Consider the following 21,798-nt stretch of genomic DNA (forward strand, 5'->3'; position numbering starts at 1 on the left):
CTGCCAAGGTTGCCGCAGCAGAACCTCCCGCTAAACCCGTTCCAACAACGATAATATCGATGTGTCGTTTATTGGCAGGATTAACTAAATTAATATGATTTTTATAATCTGTCCATTTATTTTGAATTGGACCTTCTGGTACTTTTGAATCTAATGCCATATATCTAGGATTAATGGTGATTTAAATGATGAAAAAGTGCAACAACTATAAATCCTAAAGGAATTATAATTGAATAGGCTTTTCCTATATTTTGTAATGTTTTCTTTCTTCCTGCGGTTACTCCCATAGATTGGAATGCCGATGTAAATCCATGAGCTAAATGCAACCCTAATAAGACAAAGGCTACAACATAGGCTACTACTCTCCAGATAGGTATAAATTTCTCTTGCAATTCGTGGAAGTATCTAAAACTGCCATCATGCATACCAGACATATCACCTTGGATGTATTTGGTGTTTAATTCTGGAAACCAAAAATCAATAAAATGTAATACAATAAAGGCTAAAATTACAAGCCCACTGTAAATCATATTCCTACTCATCCAAGTAGAATTTGCCGCGCCGTTGTTTTTTGCATAAGCAACACCTCGCGCTTTTTTGTTTTTTAGCTCTAGAACAAACCCCATTACAAAATGAAATACAACACCAAAAATAAGGACAGGTTGCAGTGCAAATTGTATTAACGGATTGGTTCCCATGAAATGGGACAAATCATTAAATACATCTTCACTGAACAATGAAGTTATATTTACCGCTAAATGAATAAGTAAGAAAAACATGAGGAAGAATGCAGAAAGCGCCATGGCCACTTTTCTTCCAACTGAAGATTTAAAAAATCCGCTCATTAGTTATTTAATTAAGTATAGTTTACAAATGTAATTTACAATAAATTCTTAGACAAAAAGTAAAAGCGTTAAATTCTAATTTAGAATTATTACAATTAACACTATTGTATGCTTTTTTAAAGTCGCAAAAATATTATTAATTAACGGGTTAAAACGTGATTAAAGTCATGTAAACTAAAGTTTATTTTCAAAATTTAATCAGCAATAAAAAAGACATTTTTAAATGTCTTTTTTATTGCTGATTATTAATTATTTATGAATTATTCTACTACTAATTTTCTTGTTATTTCCGCCCTATCTGAAGCAATCCTTACAAAATAAACACCTTTGGACACTCGCGATAAGTCTATGTTTTTCACCTTTTGGGCGTTAGTCAAATCATATTGAGAAATAAGTCTGCCACTTACATCGTAAACAACTACGCTCTCTAAATTAATAAGCGAATTGTTTTTAATATTAAATTCGCCTTTAGCAGGATTAGGGTAAATATTAATTGAAGCGTTTAACTCTTCCTCCTCAACACTTAAATAGCATGGATGATTAGACATTGATGGCTTTAAACAAACCATTGTTCCTGTGCTTCTAGATTGAATGGTATTAGCCGCTTGAATATTTAGAGCCCCTAATACACGTTGCTCTTCAGAGTTCGATATTGCGTAATTCATAACATCCTCCGTATCTATAACATGTCCTAATAAGTGCCCATGCCCCAATTCATGAAGCGCGTTGCTTTCAAAATCATATTGATAGAGGCCGGTAGAGCTGGTAGCCGAGCTATAATTCCAATTCGTACCATCATCAAAAACAACATCAAGCTCTACTACATACCAATTTATAGTTGAACTAACAATACACCCTTCTAAATAAAAGGTACACCTTCCTAATTCATTTTCAACCAACTCATCACCGTTATCAAATCTAATTACATTTATACCATCCTTAGCAGCAGCATCAATGGTTGTTGTTGCCCCTAAAGTCCAATTTATCCCTGTAGTACAACGCCAAGAATCGAAGGCACGCATAAATGCCGCTTTCGCATTAACATTATTATTAAAATCGGTAAACATTTGCCAGGTGTACCCACCAGAATTATTATCATTAACATGTTGAATTTTATAGGCCGTATCACCACCATCTTGAATGGCATTAATTTCTGAATAATTAATTTGCAATTCAGCAGAAGACACTGCACTTGTGTCACTTGCATCTGTTACCATAATCACTCCTGTTCCTGCTTCAGAGGGTATTTCAACCGTAATCGTGGTATTATTCCAGGTTAAAATTTGCGTACTTAGGGCATCAATAAAAGTAATTCCCCCATCATCAGCATTTTTAAAAGACACCTTACCCTTGGTTGTTCCAAAGCCAGTACCAGTAATTGTTAATACTGTTTTTGTACCAGCCGTTGCTACTGTAGGACTAAAACTTATTGCACCTGGCGCTAAGGCGGATTTACTTTGAGTCATTTTCAGGTAAACAGTTTGTGGATTAAAACTAGAAAGTTCTATATAATTTGTTTTTGTGTTGCTCTTAATTTCATCATAAAATGAAGAAGTTATCCCTTTCTTGATATTAAACGTATTAACAGCTAAATTGTCGTACAAGTTATATTTGTAAAAACCCTGTGAAGATCCATATGGTCTAAATTGCTTTACCGCAGATTTTTCAGTTGATTTCATCATCACATCATTATTGTACAAGGCAAACATTCCAACATCACCTTTATTCAATTTCAAACTTGGCCTTACTATTTCAGATTGTAACCCCACGGTACCTCCAAGTGTAATAACCTCTATAATTGCTAAAGTTTCTCCCTTAAAAACCTTATGAACTTGAATTGTATTGGCAGTATAAATATGTTTCTCCTCGGCGTCCCAAAACGACTTTTTTGCAATCACCTCACCTTCTACCACTAGATTTGAATTATTAATCTGCGATTCTAGAGCAACTTCTTTAAGAAGAACCTGTCCGTCACTATATGTGAAACCTCCAACAAATATCAACAAAGTAATTACAATCTGTAACGTATTTTTTTTCATAGCATTTATTTTTTTCGGTTCAAAATTGAGACAATTTCAAATATAGCAAATTATTACCTCATATTTATGTAGTTTTGTTACTTAAAGCACCTATTTTTTCAGAATTAACATTATAGAACCTATTGATTTATATAATGTTACACAATAAAATTCAAAAACAAACACATGAAGTATTTACCAATTGACTCATCTCTTTTCATCCAAAACCGAAAAAACTTTAGTTCGAAAATGAAGTCTAATAGTTTGGCTGTATTTAATTCTAATGATATTTACCCGATTAGTGCCGATAGCACAATGCCATTCCAACAACATCGTGATATTTTTTATTTAAGTGGAGTAGACCAAGAAGAAAGTATTTTGGTTTTATTTCCAGATTGCCCTAAAGAAAAGCATCGTGAAATACTATTTTTAAAAGAAACGAATGCACATATTGCCATTTGGGAAGGCGAAAAACTAACTAAAGATGCTGCTTTGCAAACCAGCGGCATTAAAACGGTTTATTGGCTTCAAGATATGGAGAAAATCATGTTTGAATTAATGACACAATGCGACACCGTTTACATTAACACTAACGAACACTACCGAGCAAATGTAGAAACCGAAACTCGTGAAGATCGTTTTACTAAATGGCTTTTGGCAAAATATCCAGCACATAGTGTTGCAAAAAGCGCTCCTATTTTACAACGCCTACGATCTGTAAAAAGCCAAATTGAAATAGATTTAATTCAACAGGCTTGTAATATTACCGAAAAAGGATTCAGACGTGTATTAAACTTTGTTAAGCCGGGTGTTTGGGAATATGAAATTGAAGCCGAATTAATGCATGAATTTCTAATCAACCGCTCCAAAGGTTTTGCATACACACCAATTATAGCCTCAGGAAATAATGCTAACGTACTGCATTATATAGAAAACAACAAACAATGTAAAGCAGGCGATTTAATTTTATTTGACACCGCAGCGGAATATGCTAATTACGCAAGCGACTTAAGCAGAACAATTCCAGTTTCTGGAAGATACTCCGACAGACAAAAAGCGGTTTATAATGCTGTATTAAGAGTGAAGAATGAAGCCACTAAACTATTAATTCCAGGAACTAATTGGGCAGAATACCATGTTGAAGTAGGTAAATTAATGACTTCAGAATTATTAGGATTAGGCTTGCTAGACAAGGCCGATGTTCAAAATGAAAACCCAGAATGGCCAGCATACAAAAAATACTTTATGCATGGCACCAGTCACCATATGGGATTAGACACGCATGATTACGGTATTTTAACAGAACCTATGCAAGCCAATATGGTATTTACCGTAGAACCTGGTATTTATATTCCCGATGAAGGTTTTGGAATTAGACTAGAAGACGATGTCGTAATTCAGGAAACAGGAGAACCATTTAACTTAATGCAAAACATCCCTATTTTAGCCGATGAAATTGAGGATTTAATGAATTAAGTTTTAAAATATAATTACTAAAAATAAAAGGGTCGTTTTAAAAACGACCCTTTCTGCTGCTTGTAACACCAAAGTTTTTCAATTTATAGAGTGACTAATTCAAATAAATAATCGTTTAGTTTTTGCAGCGTATTAATTTTATTTTTGGTATCAACCAAAAGAGAGATATTGTTATTGCTTCCACCATAAGAAATCATTCTGATTTTTACATCTTGTAATATTTGGAATAATTTATATGTTTCTTGATGATTTACCACCGAATGACCTACCAAACAAATTATACTTTGGTTTTTATCAACTTCTATAGTGGCAAACTTTTCTAATTCAATTAAAATTTTATCTAAATTTTTATCATCATCAATAGTTAAAGATACAGCGACTTCCGAAGTGGTAATCATGTCTATTGAAGTTTCAAAAGTTTCAAAAATTTCGAACACTTTTCTTAAAAAGCCATGGGCTTGTAGCATTCTACCTGATTTAATCTTAATAGCCGTAATACCATCTTTGGCTGCCATAGCCTTTACACCATTCTCAGAATGATCATCATTAATCAAAGTACCGAAGGCTTCTGGATTCATAGTATTTTTTAAGCGCACTGGAATATTCAAAGACCTTACTGGAGTAACCGTTTGAGGATGTAAAATTTTTGCCCCAAAATATGCCAACTCTGCAGCTTCTTCAAATGATAAATTTGAAATTGGACGCGTATTTTCAACATATCTAGGATCGTTATTATGCATCCCATCTATATCGGTCCAAATTTGTACTTCTTCTGCATTTATTGCAGCTCCAATAATAGTGGCTGTATAATCACTTCCTCCACGTTGCAAGTTTGAAATCTCCCCCTTATCATCTAAACAAATAAACCCTTGAGTGATGTAAATTTGAGAGTTTTTAGCTTTCTCAAAAGTAGTTTTAAAATGTTCTTTGATATAATTTATATCAGGATCTTTTGCTTCATCTATTCGCATAAAACTTAACGCAGGTAACAAAGCAGAACTTACACCTTCTTGATTTAAATAACTGTTAACCATGTAAGTTGAAAGCAACTCACCCTGTGCAACAATTTGATTTTCTAATGCAATCGAATATGGTTTTTTAGCAGTTTCTTTCAGCAAATTAAAAACCTCAGAAACATAGTTTTTAACATCCTTGTTTAGAATTTCATCGCTAATAAGGTTGTTAACAGTAACTACATACGTTTCATGTAGTTTACTTATTTTCTCAAGAGCTTCATCAGGTTCATTATCCGCAATATTTTTGGCTATTGCAACTAATTGATTTGTTGTACCAGACATAGCCGATAATACAACAACCTTTTGTTCTCCATCGTTAATAATATTTTTAACGTTTCTAATATTTTCTATGGACCCAACCGATGTGCCACCAAATTTTAATACTTTCATATATATTATGCGCTATTTTGCTTTTCTAATTGATTCATTTCCATCAATTAGACGGCTAAACTATAACTCCTTAGCTTAAAAAAGATATTTATTAAAAAATATGTTTATTTTTACACATATTGTTAAATAATTAACATCGGTAACTAAATTCAAAACCTAAAACCATTGAAAAGCTAATAAAAATCGACTGTGCCTTTTAAGATACAAAAAAATAATTACATAAATTAGTTGGCATCAACCTTTTTTCTTACAAAAGAAGGTTTAAAAAGAGAATTAAAGCTAAAAAAAAATTAAATATATCACATGAAAACTGTATCAAACTGTGTTGAAGACATTCTTATCACACAACCCTATTTAGAAGAAGCTCTTTCTAGAAACATTATTAATTTCAGTGCTTTAGCTATCGAATTAACCGAACCTATAAGTAAAATGCTAAAAAAAGAGGTGAAACCGGGCGCTATCATGATGGCGTTAAGACGTTATAATCCACCACCCGCACTGACTAATTCAACAAAAATGAAAAAATTTATGCAAAACTTGGGAGATATAACGGTACGTTCTAACCTTACCGATTTCACAATAAAAAATTCAGAAACCATTATAGATAACCACGCAAAAATTTTAGATCGCATTAATCAAGAATCTAAATTATTTTACACTTTTACAAGAGGCATACATGAAAGCAACATAATAATTTCAAGCAGTTTAAAAGAATATATTGAAGAAAATTTAAAAACTGAGAGTTTTATTGCCATTCAAGATGGACTTTCAGCTATTAGTGTAAACTTACCACAAGACAACTCAAAAATTGCGGGATTATACTATCAGTTTTTTAAACGTCTGGCTTGGGAAGGTATCGTGCTTTACGAAGTAATTTCTACAACCAATGAATTTACTATTTTGGTTGAAGATGAGTTTGTAGACAAAGCCTTTACCGCCATTAAAAAAGTAAAGGCATAATAATTAAAGCTTTTAAGATGACAATACAATTTAAAGAATCCACAATATTTTACACCGACCAAGGAACCGGAACTCCAGTTGTTTTTCTTCACGGATTTTTAGAAAACACATCCATGTGGGATGCCTTTATGCCTGAATTAATAAAAAAAAACAGGGTTATTTGTATAGATTTATTAGGCCATGGTAAAACCGAATGTTTAGGTTACATACACAGCATGGAGCTTATGGCAGGAGCAGTTGAAGTCGTATTAAACCATTTACAAATTACCAAATCTACACTAATAGGCCATTCCATGGGCGGATATGTAGCACTCGCTTTCGCAGAAAAAAACCCTAACCACATACAAGGCTTATGCTTAATGAACTCTACAGCACTTCCAGATACGGAAGAAAAAAAGCTAAATAGAGAACGTGGCATTGCAGCTGTGAAGCAGAATTACAAAACCTTTGTAAGAATAGCTGTTAGCAATTTATTCTCTCCTAAAAACAAAATTACATTTTCTGAGAAAATTGAAATTGTTGTTAATGAAGCTTTAAAAACACCTTTACAGGGTATTATTGCAGCTTTAGAAGGTATGAAAATCCGAAAAGACAGAACACATATCCTTAAATCTTCGGATTTCAAAAAAATGATAATTATAAGTAAAGAAGACCCGGCTTTAGATTATGCTTCAACCAAAAACCAGACTAAGAACACCGATACAATTGTAGTAGAATTCCCCGACGGCCACATGAGTCATATTGAAAATGAAAGTGAATTCTTTAAAACAATAATGCATTTCATCGAATAATAATGTGCTTTTGTCGTTTATTTTCTTTTTTTCATTATCTTTATAGCTCAAACAAAGCGACTTATGAAAAACACAGCCTCAAAAACCACCTTTGTACCAAAACTTTATTGCAATATATTTGGGCATGACTACCATGTAACTAAAAAAGTTACATACCATGTAAAAGAGTACACTTGTTCTCATTGCAAAAAACAGTTAACAACCAATAGTAATGGTTATTTGACAGAATTAACACCAAAGTATAAGGAAATTAATGCTATATTAGAAAGAATTCACAACACGAAAATGGAACGTTTACAGTCAAAAAGACTCATTCCGTCGATTTATTAACAATTGAACTTTATCATTTAAATCATTTTTTTTATCTTATTAACCTCTAAGATAACTGATTAAAATATTTAAATGAAAAACCTACGATGTCGGGTATTCGGGCATGACTATAGGGTAACTCGAAAAGTTACACATCATGTTAAGGAATACACTTGCAAATCCTGCAGAAAACAACTCACTACAAGCGGAAATGGCAACTTAATTGAATTAACAGCAAATTTCAAAGAAATAAACGATTTACTGGAACATATTCATCACAAACGCGCCATTCGAACTAATTAACAAAATAAAGCCTAGCTGAAAAAACGAAGCAATTTGTAATTGCTAATCGTTAAAATTTTTCCAGCCCTGCGCTTTTATTGGTATCCTGCTCTCACCTCTAGTAACAAGGTGCATCCCATTTTGTGCTTCTGTTATAAAACCTATAACACTCAAGCTTGGGTTAGCTTTAATTTTAGGAAAATCGGCTTGTGAAATGGTAAATAACAATTCATAATCCTCACCCCCACTTAAGGCCACGGTGGTACTATCAATATTAAACTCTTCACAGGTAGAAATAACCTGAGGATCTAAAGGAATTTTTTCTTCATACAAATCACAACCTACATTACTTTGTTTGCACAAATGTATAATTTCAGAAGACAAACCATCACTTATATCAATCATAGACGTTGGTTTTACATCCAAATCTTTTAACAATTGAATAATATCTTTACGTGCTTCAGGTTTTAATTGACGTTCAATAATATAAGAATACGGCTCTAAATCTGGTTGATTATTAGGGTTTACTTTATACACTTCTTTTTCGCGCTCTAGTACTTGTAAGCCCATGTAAGCTCCACCTAAATCACCCGAAACCACTAATAAATCGTTAGGTTTTGCACCGCTTCTATACACTTCATCTTCAACTTCACCAATAGCAGTAACAGAAATAAGAAGTCCTTTGTTAGAAGATGTTGTATCTCCGCCTATTACATCAACATTATAAATTTTAGCAGCTGTTTCAATACCAGCATACAAATCTTCTAAAGCCTCCAATGGAAACCTATTAGAAACTGCAATAGACACAGTAACTTGTGTCGCTTTTGCATTCATTGCATACACATCCGATAGGTTTACAATAACAGCTTTATACCCTAAGTGTTTTAAGGGCATGTAACTTAAATCGAAATGCACACCTTCTACCAACAAATCGGTAGACACTACAATTTTTTTATTTTTAAAATCTAAAACTGCAGCATCATCACCAATTCCTTTGATGGTGGATGTTTGATTAATTTTGAAATCTTTAGTTAAGTGGTCTATCAATCCGAACTCACCTAAATCACTTAATTGTGTACGTTGTTGATTTTTATCTTCTATCATGCTGCAAAAATAAGAAGCTTATTTTTATAAACACAAACCCTTTAGTTAATAAAAATTCAAATTAATCAACTTAAAACTAAAATTATACACGAAAGCCTTAGTTTTTTAATTAATAAGAAAAAGCTATAAAACTATATACTAATATAATGTTAGGTTATATGGTAATCCATGACTTATATTGTATATTTGCAACCTATTTAGAAGTCGTCTTAATAACAAAACCATTTAGACTTCTCTAAATTTAATTATAAAACTATGATAAAAGTTTCTGAAACAGCTAAGAAAAAAGTTATCGAACTTATGAAAGAAGATGGCTTTAACCCTACTACCGATTTTGTTCGTGTAGGTGTTAAAAGCGGTGGTTGTTCTGGACTGTCTTACGATTTAAAGTTTGACAAAGACAACCAAGATGGCGACAAAGTTTTTGTTGATAATGACGTAAAAATTATTGTTGACAAGAAGAGTTTCTTGTATTTGGTTGGAACCACTTTAGAATATTCCGGAGGACTAAATGGCACCGGATTTGTATTTAATAACCCAAATGCAAATAGAACTTGTGGTTGTGGTGAAAGTTTCTCACTTTAAGTTTAAAGGTAGAAAGTAAAAAAGTTTTAAAGCTGATTTTGGTTTAAGAGACCAAATAAGACGTTCAAGTATTTCAATTTCTTCAAACATAGCTGAAGGTTTTGAAAGAGAAACAACAAAAGAGTTCATTCGCTTTTTATATATTGCAAAAGCCTCCTCAGGAGAGTTTCTATCGCAATTATATTTGGCTTATGATACAAATTATTTAAGTTCAGATGAATTTGAAAAATTAAAGTTAAAAGTAAATGAAGTTTCAAAGTTAATTAGTGGTTTAATTAAATACCTGAATTCAACTTTATAACTTTCTACTTTACAACATTAATAGTAATTATGAATAAATATACAGAAGACGATTTAAGGGAAGAGCTTAAAACCAAGGAATACGAATACGGATTTTATACAGATATAGCATCCGACACATTCCCTATTGGTTTAAACGAAGATATTGTGCGTGCTATTTCACTTAAAAAAGAAGAACCTGAATGGATGACCGAATGGCGCTTAGAAGCCTTTCGCGCTTGGGAAAAAATGATTGAACCAGAATGGGCCAATGTGCATTATACAAAGCCAGACTTTCAAGCCATTTCGTACTACTCTGCACCAAACAGTAAGCCTAAATATAACAGTTTAGATGAGGTGGACCCTGAGTTACTAGCAACATTTGCTAAACTTGGTATCTCTTTGGATGAACAAAAGAAACTATCTGGTGTTGCTATGGATGTGGTGGTAGATTCCGTTTCGGTTGCAACAACATTCAAAAAAACTTTAGGAGAAAAAGGCATTATTTTCTGCTCAATTTCCGAAGCCTTGCGTGAGCATCCGGACTTAGTAAAAAAATATATTGGTACCGTTGTCCCTCAAAAAGACAATTTCTACGCAGCATTAAACTCTGCCGTTTTTAGTGATGGTAGTTTCTGCTACATTCCAAAAGGTGTAAAATGCCCAATGGAATTATCTACTTATTTTAGAATTAACCAAGCAGGGACAGGGCAGTTTGAAAGAACCTTGGTTATTGCAGATGAAGGCAGTTACGTTTCTTATTTAGAAGGCTGTACCGCACCAAGTCGTGATGAAAACCAATTACACGCAGCCGTTGTAGAGCTTATTGCCTTAGACGATGCTGAAATAAAATATTCTACAGTACAGAACTGGTACCCAGGAAATGCTGAAGGTAAGGGTGGTGTTTTTAATTTCGTAACGAAACGTGGTTTATGCGAGAAAAATGCTAAAATTTCGTGGACACAAGTTGAAACAGGAAGTGCCGTTACATGGAAATACCCTTCATGTGTATTAAAAGGAGATAATTCGGTTGGTGAATTTTATTCTATCGCCGTTACCAATAATTTTCAACAAGCTGATACTGGAACAAAAATGATTCATTTGGGAAAAAACACCAAATCCACCATCATTTCTAAAGGAATTTCAGCTGGAAAATCTCAAAACAGTTACCGCGGATTGGTTAAAATTAGTCCGAATGCAGATAATGCTCGTAATTTTTCTCAGTGTGATAGTTTACTTATGGGTAATGAATGTGGCGCACACACCTTCCCATATATAGAAGCCAAAAATAAATCGGCCAAAATAGAACACGAAGCAACCACAAGTAAAATTGGTGAAGACCAAATTTTTTATTGCAACCAACGTGGTATTGATACTGAAAAAGCGATTGCATTAATTGTAAACGGATTTAGTAAAGAAGTATTAAACAAACTTCCTATGGAATTTGCCGTAGAAGCTCAAAAACTATTAGAAATTAGCTTAGAAGGTTCGGTAGGATAAAACTAAATATTCAAAATTAAAAACTCCGAATTCCAACAAAAGCATATGTTGGAATTTAGAATTTAAGTATTGGAATTTCAAATAAAAACTATGTTAAAAATTGAAAATTTACACGCAAGTGTTGAGGATAAAGCCATTTTAAGAGGCATAAATTTAGAAGTTAAAGCAGGAGAAGTTCATGCTATTATGGGACCAAACGGTTCAGGAAAAAGCACATTAGCTTCTGTTATTGCTGGAAAAGAAGAATATGAAGTTACTGAAGGTAACATTCTATTTAACGATGAAGACATTAATGAGTTAGCTGCTGAAGAACGCGCCCACAAAGGTGTGTTTTTATCTTTTCAATATCCTGTTGAAATTCCTGGTGTGTCTGTAACAAACTTCATGAAAACCGCCATTAACGAATCGCGTAAAGCAAAAGGTTTGGAAGATATGCCGGCTAAAGACATGTTGAAATTAATCCGTGAAAAATCGGAGTTATTGGAAATTGACAGAAAGTTTTTATCACGTTCTTTAAACGAAGGATTCTCTGGTGGTGAAAAAAAACGTAACGAAATATTCCAAATGGCCATGTTAGAACCTAAATTAGCTATTCTTGATGAAACTGATTCTGGTTTAGATATCGATGCCTTAAGAATTGTTGCCAATGGCGTTAATAAATTAAAAAGCAAAGACAACGCAGTCATTGTAATCACACACTACCAACGTTTGTTAGATTACATTGTTCCAGATTTTGTACATGTACTTTACAACGGACGTATCGTAAAATCGGGTGGAAAAGAGTTAGCACACGAGCTTGAAGAAAAAGGTTACGACTGGATTAAAGAAGAAGTTAACGCTTAAAAATCAGTTAAAAGTATAAAGTTTTTAAAGTTTAAAAGTTACACGCAATCAACTTTTTGCTTTCAAACTTTTAAACATTTCAACTCAACAAAATGGATTTAAAAGAAAAACTAATATCATCCTTTCTAGCATTTGAAAATCAAGTAGATACTGATACTTACGTGCACGGGGTTAGGAATGAAGCTATCAAAGTATTTGAAGAAAAAGGCTTTCCTACAAAAAAAGAAGAAGCCTGGAAATACACCTCTTTAAACAGCGTTTTAAAAGACGACTATAGCGTATTTCCAAAACAAGAAAACTCGATAGCATATAACGATGTAAAAAAATATTTTATTCATGATATAGACACCTATAATGTCGTGTTTATAGATGGAAAATATTCTTCGCACCTATCTCAAACTACACACGATGGTATCGATGTATGTTTAATGTCTTCGGCATTAACAAAACCAAAATACCGTTTAATAATTGAAAATCACTTTAATAAAGCAGCTACCAAAGATAGTTTAACTTCATTAAACACAGCATTTTCAAACGAAGGCGCTTATATTCATGTTCCAAAAAACAAATTAGTACAAAAACCAATTCAAATCATTTATTTCTCTACAGGAAATGAAGCTGCAACCATGTTACAACCACGTAACTTAGTCGTTATCGAAGAGAATTCTCATGTACAAATTATAGAACGCCACCAAAGTTTAACCGACAATGCGGTGTTAACCAACAGTGTTACAGAAGTTTTTACTAAAAAACGTGCAATTGTTGATTATTACAAAATTCAAAACGACAACCAAAATGCAACGCTTATAGATAATACCTATATCAGCCAAAAGCAAGAAAGTGTTGCTTCAGTTCACACTTTTTCATTTGGAGGCAAATTGGTTCGCAATAATTTGAATTTTTATCAAAAAGGAGAACGTATAGAATCTACCCTAAAAGGTGTTACCATAATAGGTGATAAGCAACATGTAGACCACAATACCTTAGTACACCACATCGAGCCAAATTGTGAAAGCCACCAAGACTATAAAGGTATTTTTGGTGAGAATTCAACCGGTGTATTTAATGGGAAAATTATTGTTGAAAAACTAGCCCAAAAAACCAATGCGTTTCAAGCTAACAATAATATTTTAATAAGTGATAAAGCTACCATAAATACCAAACCGCAATTAGAAATTTTTGCAGACGATGTAAAATGTTCACACGGATGTACTATTGGTCAATTAGATGAAAGTGCCTTGTTTTACATGCGTTCTCGTGGTATTCCAGAAAAAGAAGCCAAAGCCCTTTTAATGTATGCTTTTAGTAATAACGTTTTAAGTTCTGTTAAAATTCCAGAAATAAAGCAACGCATTACTAAAATTATAGCCAATAAATTAGGCGTAAATATCGGGTTCGATTTATAAAATATATTGACATTCCATAGAAAGAGGGAATGTCAATATATTATTAATTGTATTTATTAGAAGCCATTTCCCGCTATCCGCTATATCTTTTTTGCTTTTAGTGGCAAAAAAGGATACCGCTACTATCGGGGCTAAACATGAAGCTATGTTCAACGTAGAAACCATCCGAAAAGACTTCCCCATTCTTTCTCGCAAAGTAAATGGCAAACCATTAGTATATTTTGATAATGCCGCAACATCGCAAACCCCACAACAGGTTATTGATGTTATTGTAGACTATTATTCAAATTATAATGCTAATATTCACCGTGGCGTACACACATTAAGTCAAGAGGCTACCGATAAATACGAACAAGCACGAGAAAAAATTCAAAAACATTTCAATGCAAAACATGCGCATGAAATTATATTTACTTCAGGAACCACACACGGTATAAATTTAGTAGCAAATGGGTTTTCAGCATTATTAAAACAAGGTGATGAAATTATTGTTTCAGCTTTAGAACACCACAGTAATATTGTGCCTTGGCAAATGCTTTGCGAACGCACAGGCGCTATTTTAAAGGTTATACCAATGAACCTAGAAGGCGAATTGGTAATAGAAGAATTTGATAAATTACTATCCGAAAAAACAAAACTGGTTTTTGTAAACCACATCTCAAATGCACTAGGAACAATTAATCCTATTGAATATATTATTGAAAAAGCCCATAAATTTGGCGCTGCAGTTTTAATTGATGGTGCACAATCTTGCCCACATATAAAACCAGATGTACAAGCTTTAGATGTAGATTTTTATGTAACATCTGCGCATAAAATGTGCGGTCCTACAGGCGAAGGTATGCTCTATGGAAAAGAAAGTTGGTTAAATAAACTACCCCCTTACCAAGGTGGTGGTGAAATGATAGCCGAAGTAACTTTTGAAAAAACAACCTACGCCGATTTACCTCATAAATTCGAAGCAGGTACACCAAACATTTGTGGAGGTATTGCATTTGGAGCAGCTATTGACTATATGAATGCCATAGGGTTTGAAGCTATTGCTACATACGAAAATGAACTTTTAGAATATGCCACTAAAAAACTTTTGGAAATAGAAGGATTAAAAATTTATGGCACTTCCAAACATAAAACCTCGGTTATTTCCTTTAATTTGGAAGGCATTCACCCTTACGATGTAGGTACCATTTTAGATAAATTAGGTATTGCCGTCCGTACTGGTCATCACTGTGCCCAACCTATTATGGACTATTATAAAATTCCGGGAACGGTTCGCGCTTCTTTCGCTTTTTATAACACCAAAGAAGAAATTGATGTTCTTGTTGCTGGTGTTAAAAAAGCAAAAATGATGCTGTCCTAAGGTATTTTTTACCAATCATTCCTATTACATTTTTATTTTAAATTGTTATTTATTTAACAAAAGCATGAATATTGCCTAAAATTTAACATTTTTATTAGCAAAAAACTAAATTCGTTAAAAAATCTTCATATATTCAGCATGCTAATTCAAATAAATTTATAATATGAAAAAATTACTTTTAAGCATGGTTTCTTTGGCTTTGTTTTTTTCGGCATGTAGTGACAATTCGAAAGAGACAACTCAACAAGAACAACAAGTTGATATGACCGACTTTTACGTTTATACGGATAGCCAAGAAAATTTAATTTCCAAATCCGTAAATTCAAAAAAGACCTACACCACCTGTTACACAATGGAAGTTTTAAATAAACAATTAAGTGAAATACCTGGTTTAGAAAAAAAAATGTATGATGTAGAATACCATACGAGAGCATTTATTAATGCCAAAGGAAAACCTAGCAATGCAGGTGGAGGCAATGGAGGTGGTTCTAATTCGGAAGAAGATATTGATGTCCTACCAATTGAAGATAATTTAGGAACCATTAATATCCCGGTTTATATCCATATTGTATTGCCTAATGCCAACGATGTAACAAACGCACAAATACAATCTCAAATTAATGTTTTAAACAGTGACTTCAATAGTGCAAACACCAACCAATTACCTTCTGGTGCATCAAACTTTATTAATGACGCAACAGACAGCGACATTAATTTTACTTTAGCAGGCACCTACCGATATAACAATAGCACAGCCTCGTGGGGTACAAATAATGCGGTGAAAGCCGCCTATCCTCCTATTACTCCACAAACGCATTTAAATATATGGGTATGTAATATTGGTGGAGGTATTTTAGGTTATGCTCAATTTCCTGGAGGTAACTCAGCTACCGATGGTGTTGTATTATTATATTCCAGCCTACCTGGAGGTTCTGCAGCACCTTATAACTTAGGACGAACCGCTACCCATGAAGTTGGACATTATTTAAATCTTCGTCATATTTGGGGAGATGGTAGATGTAATCAGGATGATTTTGTTTTAGATACACCTTCATCAGATGGCGCTAATTATGGCTGTCCATCTTACCCTACCGTTAATTGTAAATCAACAGATATGACAATGAATTACATGGATTACACCAACGATTCATGTATGTACATGTTTACCGATGGCCAACGAAACAGAATGCGCGCCCTTTTCACTTCAGGTGGTGCACGAGCTGCAATGGCCGCAAATTAAACTTCTTTAAATTTATACGAAAAGGCGCCCATTTTGGCGTCTTTTTTGTATTATTAAGTGTATCAAACTTAAACCTATGAAATTCATTTTAATAATCTTATCCTTTCTTACCCTAAATAATGGTTGTGCGCAAGAAAACATTGACCAAGACGCTATTTCATTGGAATACTCTGCATCTTCAAGAGGGACCTTTAAAAATATTAAAATAACAAAAAAAAACATTTCTTATATTTCTGCAAGAGGTAACGAACCTACAATAACTGTTTGTAAAAAAGAAGACTGGAGCACCCTTTTAAAAACACTCAAAGACATAGATATCAGTAACATCCCAAACCTAAAAGCACCATCAGAAAATCGTTTTTTTGATGGTGCAGCAATGGCAAATTTCAAAATTATCTACCAAGGAAAAACCTATGAGACGCCTACTTTTGATCATGGAAACCCTCCAAAAGAAATAGCACAACTGGTAAAAGAAATGCTATCAATTTCAGAAAACATTGAATAGCAAATTATCTTGTTGTATTTTTGTAATATAAATTAATAGCAAATCGCAAACGGTCAAGATTTAATTATGTATTACACATGGTTAGTAATCTAACGACTGTGCTCGAGGAGACAATTTTAAATTTTTTATAGTGAGTATAGAAGACATCCAAAACGAAATAATAGACGAATTCTCAATGTTTGAAGATTGGGAAGAACGCTACCAATATATGATTGATTTAGGAAAAGATTTACCTTTAATTGACGAACAATACAAAACCGATAGCAACATTATTAAAGGTTGCCAAAGTAAAGTTTGGGTTCATGCGGATTTACAGGAAGACAAAATAAAATTTACAGCCGATAGCGACGCCATCATCACAAAAGGTATTATTGCAATTTTAATTCGAGTGTTTTCGAATCAGCACCCAAAAGATATTATTAATGCTGATATGAGTTTTATAGACAAAATCGGTTTAAAAGAGCATTTATCTCCTACACGAGCTAATGGCTTAGTGAGCATGATAAAACAACTTAAAATGTATGCTATAGCATACCAAACACAATTAAAATAAGTTTATTCGTTAAATCGTTTATTTGTTGATACGTTCCGAATAAACACCTTAACAACAATTAAACATTAGAAAAAATGAGCAACACAATTGATACCGCCGAATTAGGTGAAAAGATAGTAAACGTTTTAAAAACCATATATGACCCAGAAATTCCTGTAGACATCTACGAATTAGGTTTGATTTATGATGTTTTTGTAAATGAAGATTACGATGTGAAAATTTTAATGACCTTAACAACTCCAAACTGCCCTGTTGCAGAAACCTTACCCTTGGAAGTTGAAGAAAAAGTTAAATCTTTAAACGAAGTAAAATCAGCCGAAGTTGAAATTACATTTGATCCACCTTGGACCCAAGATTTAATGAGCGAAGAAGCGAAGTTAGAATTGGGAATGCTTTAATTCAATTTTTAGCCAAAGTTTTACTTTTCAAAAGTAACAAACGACTAAACAATATACATTTGTGAAAGACGAAATAATAAATCGCGTTGCGAATAGCGCTCTAGTAACCATTAATCTTGAGGATTACTATCCAAAAGGGAAAAGAGTACTATTGGATATTAAAGATTGGCTTTGGGAAGGTTTAGTTTTACGTGAAAAAGATTTTAGAAACCAAGTAGCAGAATTTGATTGGACACAATATCAAGATTGTTACGTAGCCTTAACATGCAGCAGCGATGCCATAATACCAGGTTGGGCCTATATGCTAATAGGCATACAACTAGAATCTATAGCGAAGAAAACTATTATTGGTAACCTTGAAGCTTTAGAATCTTCAATATATCAAGATGTATTAAACACCTTAGATGTTTCGGAATTTGCCAATAAACCTTTAATAATTAAGGGCTGTTCAAAAAAACCTGTGCCACAAAATGCCTATATCATGTTGGCCTCCAAATTAAAACCCATTGCTAAATCCATAATGTATGGTGAGGCATGCTCATCTGTACCACTTTTCAAAAAGAAATAATTTTTAATAGCAGCTAACCATTAAAGGCACCTTGTTTAAATTTGTAATAATTATAACACGTCATTTATTAATTTAATTATATTTGCACTCATTTTATAAAAACAAAACAAATGAAAAAAACCCTTTTATTATTGGCTTTATGTATTGGTCTAACAGCCGTAAACGCCCAAACTAAAGAAGAACTAGAAGCGCAGAAGAAAGAAAAACAAGCTGCCGCTAATGCTTTACAAGCCGAAGCAAAAGCTTTACAAGCAAAAATAGACGCCTTACCAGGTTGGAGAAAAGGTGCTTTTGGTACTATAGGTGGAAGTTTATCCAATTTCAGTAATTGGTATTCTCAAAGCACACCAAACAATAACTCTGGTAACATTGGATTTACTTTAAATGCCTATGCTAATTTAATTGAAGATAAATTCTTTTGGAGAAACTCTTTAAGCACAAATTTAAACTGGGTGAAATTAGACGATAAAGACAACCCTACAGATGATGACAGTTTTAAGCCTACTACTGATGTTTTTAACATTTCGTCTTTATATGGAAGGAATATTACAAAAAGTTTAGCTGCATCTGCCTTAATGGAATACAGAACTACGCTTTTAGATAACTTTAATGACCCTGGATATTTAGATTTAGGGGTTGGAGCAACATGGACTCCAATTAAAAACTTAATAGTGGTTATTCATCCTTTAAACTACAACTTTGTATTTGCTGATAACGAAACAATTTTTGAATCATCTTTAGGCGCAAAAATTGTTGCTGATTACACAAGACAAATTGGTGCTGTTAATTTTAAAACGAACTTATCAACCTTCCAAAGTTATAAAAATGGCGATTTATCAAACCTTACCTGGACCAACTCTTTTGGGTATACCTTATGGAAAATGATTGGTGTTGGGTTTGATTTTGGATTGAGAAGCAACAAACAAGAAGCATTAAACTACGCTTTGGCTAATTATGACCCATTAGCCGTTCCGGCAGAAACAGAACCTACTTTTGATAATGTAGATAATAAATTACAGACATATTATACTATTGGTTTAAGTTATAAATTCTAATAACTAAGCCTATAATTATACATGAAACGCACATCGATTGATGTGCGTTTTTGTTTTACCTGTCTTTATTTCCTTTGAATTTCCGCTCTTTCTTTTTGCTGCTGAATATTCTCTTGAAAAAACCATCACGCTTTTCTGGACTACAGTCTAAATCGGAAATCACCTGACTAGAAGTAGTTTCAAACCGACTTTTCGTGATGCTGTTATATTGACTATCTTTATTTAATTTTGTATAAAATTTTGCAAAAATTGGCAAAGCAGAATTCGCTCCTTGCCCTAACCCTGTCGTTTTAAAAGGTATAGACTGATTATCATTTCCTACCCAGGTAACAGTTACCAAATTTGGTGTTATTCCAACAAACCAACCATCTTTATTGTCTTGAGTGGTTCCAGTTTTTCCTGCTATATCATTTGTTAAACCGTAAGCTGTTCGTAATCTAGAAGCGGTACCCGAGTTTATAGTTGATTTCATGATTTCTAACATCACTTGCCTGGTATAATCATTAAAAGCAGCTTCGGTTTCCTTTGATTTAAAAGAAGCTATAACCTTACCATTTCTATCTGTTATTTTTGTGATGCAAAATGGCTTCACTGGTTTGCTGTCATTCACATAACTAGCATAAGCACCTGTAAGTTCTTTCAAATTAATTTCGGCAACTCCTAAAGCTATGGACGGCAAATTAGGCAACTCCTTTTTAATACCTAACTTCTTAGCTTGTTCCAAAACATTAGGAATCCCGACTTCATTTAACACCTTAACGGCGATGGTATTTACCGAATTACTAAGTGCCATTTCAAGGTTATAGTTGATATATGGATCTTCGTCTTCTCCTCCAGAATTTGATGGCGTCCAATCATCATAATTACTATAAGTTACTTCTGCTAAAGAAAAATAGGTACAAGGTTTCATGCCATTTTCAATAGCTGCCGTATAAACAAAAGGCTTAAAGGTGGAACCTACTTGTCGTTCACTTTGTGATACGTGATCATATTTAAAAAAACGATAATCAATGCCGCCAATATAAGTTCTTATAGCGCCTGTTTTGGGTTCGATGCTTAGCATACCCGTATTCAAAAATTTCAAGTAATGCTGTAAACTATCTAAAACACTCATTTTTATTATGGTGTCCCCTTTCCATTGAAACAACTCTACATTTTGTTTTACAGCAAGCGAATCTTGAATTTGCGACTCAGATAACCCTGCTACTTTAAACTTCTTATATTGAGATGTCTTTTTCAACGACGCTTCAATTAGTTTTTTATTGGTACGCCATGGGGCATAATTTCCATAGGATGCTTCAAAATCGTTTTGTAAAGTCGTAAGGTGTTCTTTCATGGCTTCCTCTGCCAGTTGTTGCATTCCAACATCTAAGGTCGTATGCACTATCAACCCATCCCGATATAAATCGTAACGATCACCATTGGGGTTTTTAATAGAGTCTAAAATAACAGCCAACTCCTTTTTAACTTGCGCTCTGAAATAAGGAGCAACACCTACATCATGATTGTAAGATTTATAAACCATCCCCAATGGTTTCTTAGCATAAAAATCCGCCGAATCTTGCGGCATGTTTCCATACTTCACCATTTGATTAAGCACGACATTACGTCTGCTCACACTTCGCTCCGGATTCAATCTTGGGTTATAATAATTGTTCGCTTTTAAAGAGCCTACTAAGGTTGCGGCCTCATCTTTTGTTAGCTGAAATGCTGGTTTATCAAAAAATTTACGTGCTGCACTTTCAATACCATACGTATTATCAGAAAAAGGAACGGTGTTAAGATACATGGTAAGAATCTCATGCTTAGAGTAAATGGTTTCTATCCGTTTGGCTATAATCGCTTCCCGAAACTTATTGATAACCATACTGAAAAACCGATAATTATTTCTTCCATACAGATTTTTAGCAAGTTGTAAAGTTATTGTACTTCCCCCGCCTGCCGATTTATCTCGAAGTAAAATGCTTTTCACAAAAACACGCATTAGGCTCACATTATCAATACCATCATGCTCAAAAAAGCGTACATCTTCGGTAGCAACTAGTGCATCAATAAGGTGCTTTGGAAAATCTTCAAATTGCAACGGCTGCCTATCATAAATATAATATTTGCCTATTAATTCTCCATTAGTATCTAAAACCTGAGTTGCTTCTTCTTGCTTAATGAAGCTTAACTCGGTGCTTGTTGGTACTTTCCCAAAAACACCTAAATAGATGCTAATGTAGAGTCCAACAAAAAAAATTAAGACGGCCGCAAAACCTATAAGCCCTAATTTTATCCATTTATTTTTCAGTAAACCTTTTATTAGCGCCATA

General features: G+C 33.5%; 21 protein-coding genes and 1 pseudogene. 17 read left to right on the top strand and 5 right to left on the bottom strand.

Annotated elements, in window-relative coordinates; all coding sequences use genetic code 11:
• Positions 1-170 precede the first annotated feature (170 nt).
• Together ABYI63_RS10585 and ABYI63_RS10590 are read right to left on the bottom strand one after the other, a co-directional pair.
• Positions 171-845: a succinate dehydrogenase cytochrome b subunit gene (locus ABYI63_RS10585; RefSeq protein ID WP_372756277.1), complete on the bottom strand. Its 675-nt coding sequence runs from the start codon at positions 843-845 to the stop codon at positions 171-173.
• Between the two features lie 260 nt (positions 846-1,105).
• Entirely contained in the window at positions 1,106-2,884 is a 1,779-nt protein-coding gene (locus ABYI63_RS10590; protein ID WP_372756279.1) for a zinc-dependent metalloprotease, read from the bottom strand.
• A gap of 165 nt (positions 2,885-3,049) precedes the next feature.
• Between ABYI63_RS10590 and ABYI63_RS10595 the strand changes: the two genes are divergently transcribed.
• A complete protein-coding gene (locus ABYI63_RS10595; protein WP_372756281.1) occupies positions 3,050-4,339 on the top strand; it encodes an aminopeptidase P family protein in 1,290 nt (429 codons plus the stop codon).
• Between the two features lie 83 nt (positions 4,340-4,422).
• On the opposite strand, the gene ABYI63_RS10600 is transcribed toward ABYI63_RS10595, so the two are convergent.
• Positions 4,423-5,745 carry an aspartate kinase gene (locus ABYI63_RS10600; protein WP_372756283.1) on the bottom strand — a complete coding sequence of 441 codons (1,323 nt, stop codon included), beginning with the start codon at positions 5,743-5,745 and terminating at the stop codon, positions 4,423-4,425.
• 303 nt (positions 5,746-6,048) lie between these two features.
• Between ABYI63_RS10600 and ABYI63_RS10605 the strand changes: the two genes are divergently transcribed.
• The 4 genes from ABYI63_RS10605 to ABYI63_RS10620 all read left to right on the top strand — a co-directional run bounded on the left by ABYI63_RS10605 (position 6,049) and on the right by ABYI63_RS10620 (position 8,108).
• Complete coding sequence (locus ABYI63_RS10605) at positions 6,049-6,705, top strand: hypothetical protein (protein WP_372756285.1); 657 nt, start codon at positions 6,049-6,051, stop codon at positions 6,703-6,705.
• A gap of 17 nt (positions 6,706-6,722) precedes the next feature.
• Positions 6,723-7,496, top strand: a complete 774-nt coding sequence (locus ABYI63_RS10610) for an alpha/beta fold hydrolase (RefSeq protein ID WP_372756287.1) — start codon at positions 6,723-6,725, stop codon at positions 7,494-7,496.
• A 63-nt stretch (positions 7,497-7,559) separates the two neighbouring features.
• On the top strand, positions 7,560-7,826 hold the full coding sequence (locus ABYI63_RS10615; RefSeq protein WP_372756289.1) for a hypothetical protein: 267 nt from the start codon (positions 7,560-7,562) through the stop codon (positions 7,824-7,826).
• A gap of 72 nt (positions 7,827-7,898) precedes the next feature.
• Positions 7,899-8,108 carry a hypothetical protein gene (locus ABYI63_RS10620; protein WP_372756291.1) on the top strand — a complete coding sequence of 70 codons (210 nt, stop codon included), beginning with the start codon at positions 7,899-7,901 and terminating at the stop codon, positions 8,106-8,108.
• 42 nt (positions 8,109-8,150) lie between these two features.
• Here ABYI63_RS10620 and thiL read toward each other — a convergent pair whose 3' ends face one another.
• A complete protein-coding gene (gene thiL / locus ABYI63_RS10625) occupies positions 8,151-9,191 on the bottom strand; it encodes a thiamine-phosphate kinase (RefSeq protein WP_372756293.1) in 1,041 nt (346 codons plus the stop codon).
• A gap of 255 nt (positions 9,192-9,446) precedes the next feature.
• Between thiL and ABYI63_RS10630 the strand changes: the two genes are divergently transcribed.
• From ABYI63_RS10630 to ABYI63_RS10685, 12 genes and pseudogenes are all read left to right on the top strand, one after another.
• A complete protein-coding gene (locus ABYI63_RS10630; protein WP_372756295.1) occupies positions 9,447-9,776 on the top strand; it encodes a HesB/IscA family protein in 330 nt (109 codons plus the stop codon).
• A gap of 40 nt (positions 9,777-9,816) precedes the next feature.
• A pseudogene (locus ABYI63_RS10635) lies at positions 9,817-10,077 on the top strand (four helix bundle protein); the annotation flags it as partial.
• A gap of 29 nt (positions 10,078-10,106) precedes the next feature.
• Positions 10,107-11,555: a Fe-S cluster assembly protein SufB gene (gene sufB, locus ABYI63_RS10640; protein ID WP_372756297.1), complete on the top strand. Its 1,449-nt coding sequence runs from the start codon at positions 10,107-10,109 to the stop codon at positions 11,553-11,555.
• 90 nt (positions 11,556-11,645) lie between these two features.
• Positions 11,646-12,398, top strand: coding sequence for a Fe-S cluster assembly ATPase SufC (gene sufC / locus ABYI63_RS10645; RefSeq protein ID WP_372756300.1), 753 nt, complete (start codon positions 11,646-11,648; stop codon positions 12,396-12,398).
• 92 nt (positions 12,399-12,490) lie between these two features.
• A complete protein-coding gene (sufD, locus tag ABYI63_RS10650; protein ID WP_372756302.1) occupies positions 12,491-13,804 on the top strand; it encodes a Fe-S cluster assembly protein SufD in 1,314 nt (437 codons plus the stop codon).
• A gap of 145 nt (positions 13,805-13,949) precedes the next feature.
• A complete protein-coding gene (locus ABYI63_RS10655) occupies positions 13,950-15,164 on the top strand; it encodes an aminotransferase class V-fold PLP-dependent enzyme (protein ID WP_372756304.1) in 1,215 nt (404 codons plus the stop codon).
• 163 nt (positions 15,165-15,327) lie between these two features.
• On the top strand, positions 15,328-16,404 hold the full coding sequence (locus ABYI63_RS10660) for a zinc metalloprotease (RefSeq protein ID WP_372756306.1): 1,077 nt from the start codon (positions 15,328-15,330) through the stop codon (positions 16,402-16,404).
• 76 nt (positions 16,405-16,480) lie between these two features.
• Entirely contained in the window at positions 16,481-16,909 is a 429-nt protein-coding gene (locus ABYI63_RS10665) for a hypothetical protein (protein WP_372756308.1), read from the top strand.
• 130 nt (positions 16,910-17,039) lie between these two features.
• Positions 17,040-17,462 (top strand): SufE family protein, encoded by a 423-nt coding sequence (locus ABYI63_RS10670; RefSeq protein WP_372756310.1) that lies wholly within the window; start codon positions 17,040-17,042, stop codon positions 17,460-17,462.
• A 74-nt stretch (positions 17,463-17,536) separates the two neighbouring features.
• Complete coding sequence (locus ABYI63_RS10675; RefSeq protein WP_372756313.1) at positions 17,537-17,860, top strand: DUF59 domain-containing protein; 324 nt, start codon at positions 17,537-17,539, stop codon at positions 17,858-17,860.
• 61 nt (positions 17,861-17,921) lie between these two features.
• Complete coding sequence (locus ABYI63_RS10680; RefSeq protein WP_372756315.1) at positions 17,922-18,428, top strand: DUF2480 family protein; 507 nt, start codon at positions 17,922-17,924, stop codon at positions 18,426-18,428.
• Between the two features lie 110 nt (positions 18,429-18,538).
• On the top strand, positions 18,539-19,483 hold the full coding sequence (locus ABYI63_RS10685; protein ID WP_372756317.1) for a DUF3078 domain-containing protein: 945 nt from the start codon (positions 18,539-18,541) through the stop codon (positions 19,481-19,483).
• A gap of 55 nt (positions 19,484-19,538) precedes the next feature.
• On the opposite strand, the gene ABYI63_RS10690 is transcribed toward ABYI63_RS10685, so the two are convergent.
• Complete coding sequence (locus tag ABYI63_RS10690) at positions 19,539-21,797, bottom strand: transglycosylase domain-containing protein (RefSeq protein WP_372756319.1); 2,259 nt, start codon at positions 21,795-21,797, stop codon at positions 19,539-19,541.
• Position 21,798: the final 1 nt, after the last annotated feature.

Source organism: Mariniflexile sp., assembly GCF_041583155.1.
GTDB lineage: Bacteria > Bacteroidota > Bacteroidia > Flavobacteriales > Flavobacteriaceae > Mariniflexile.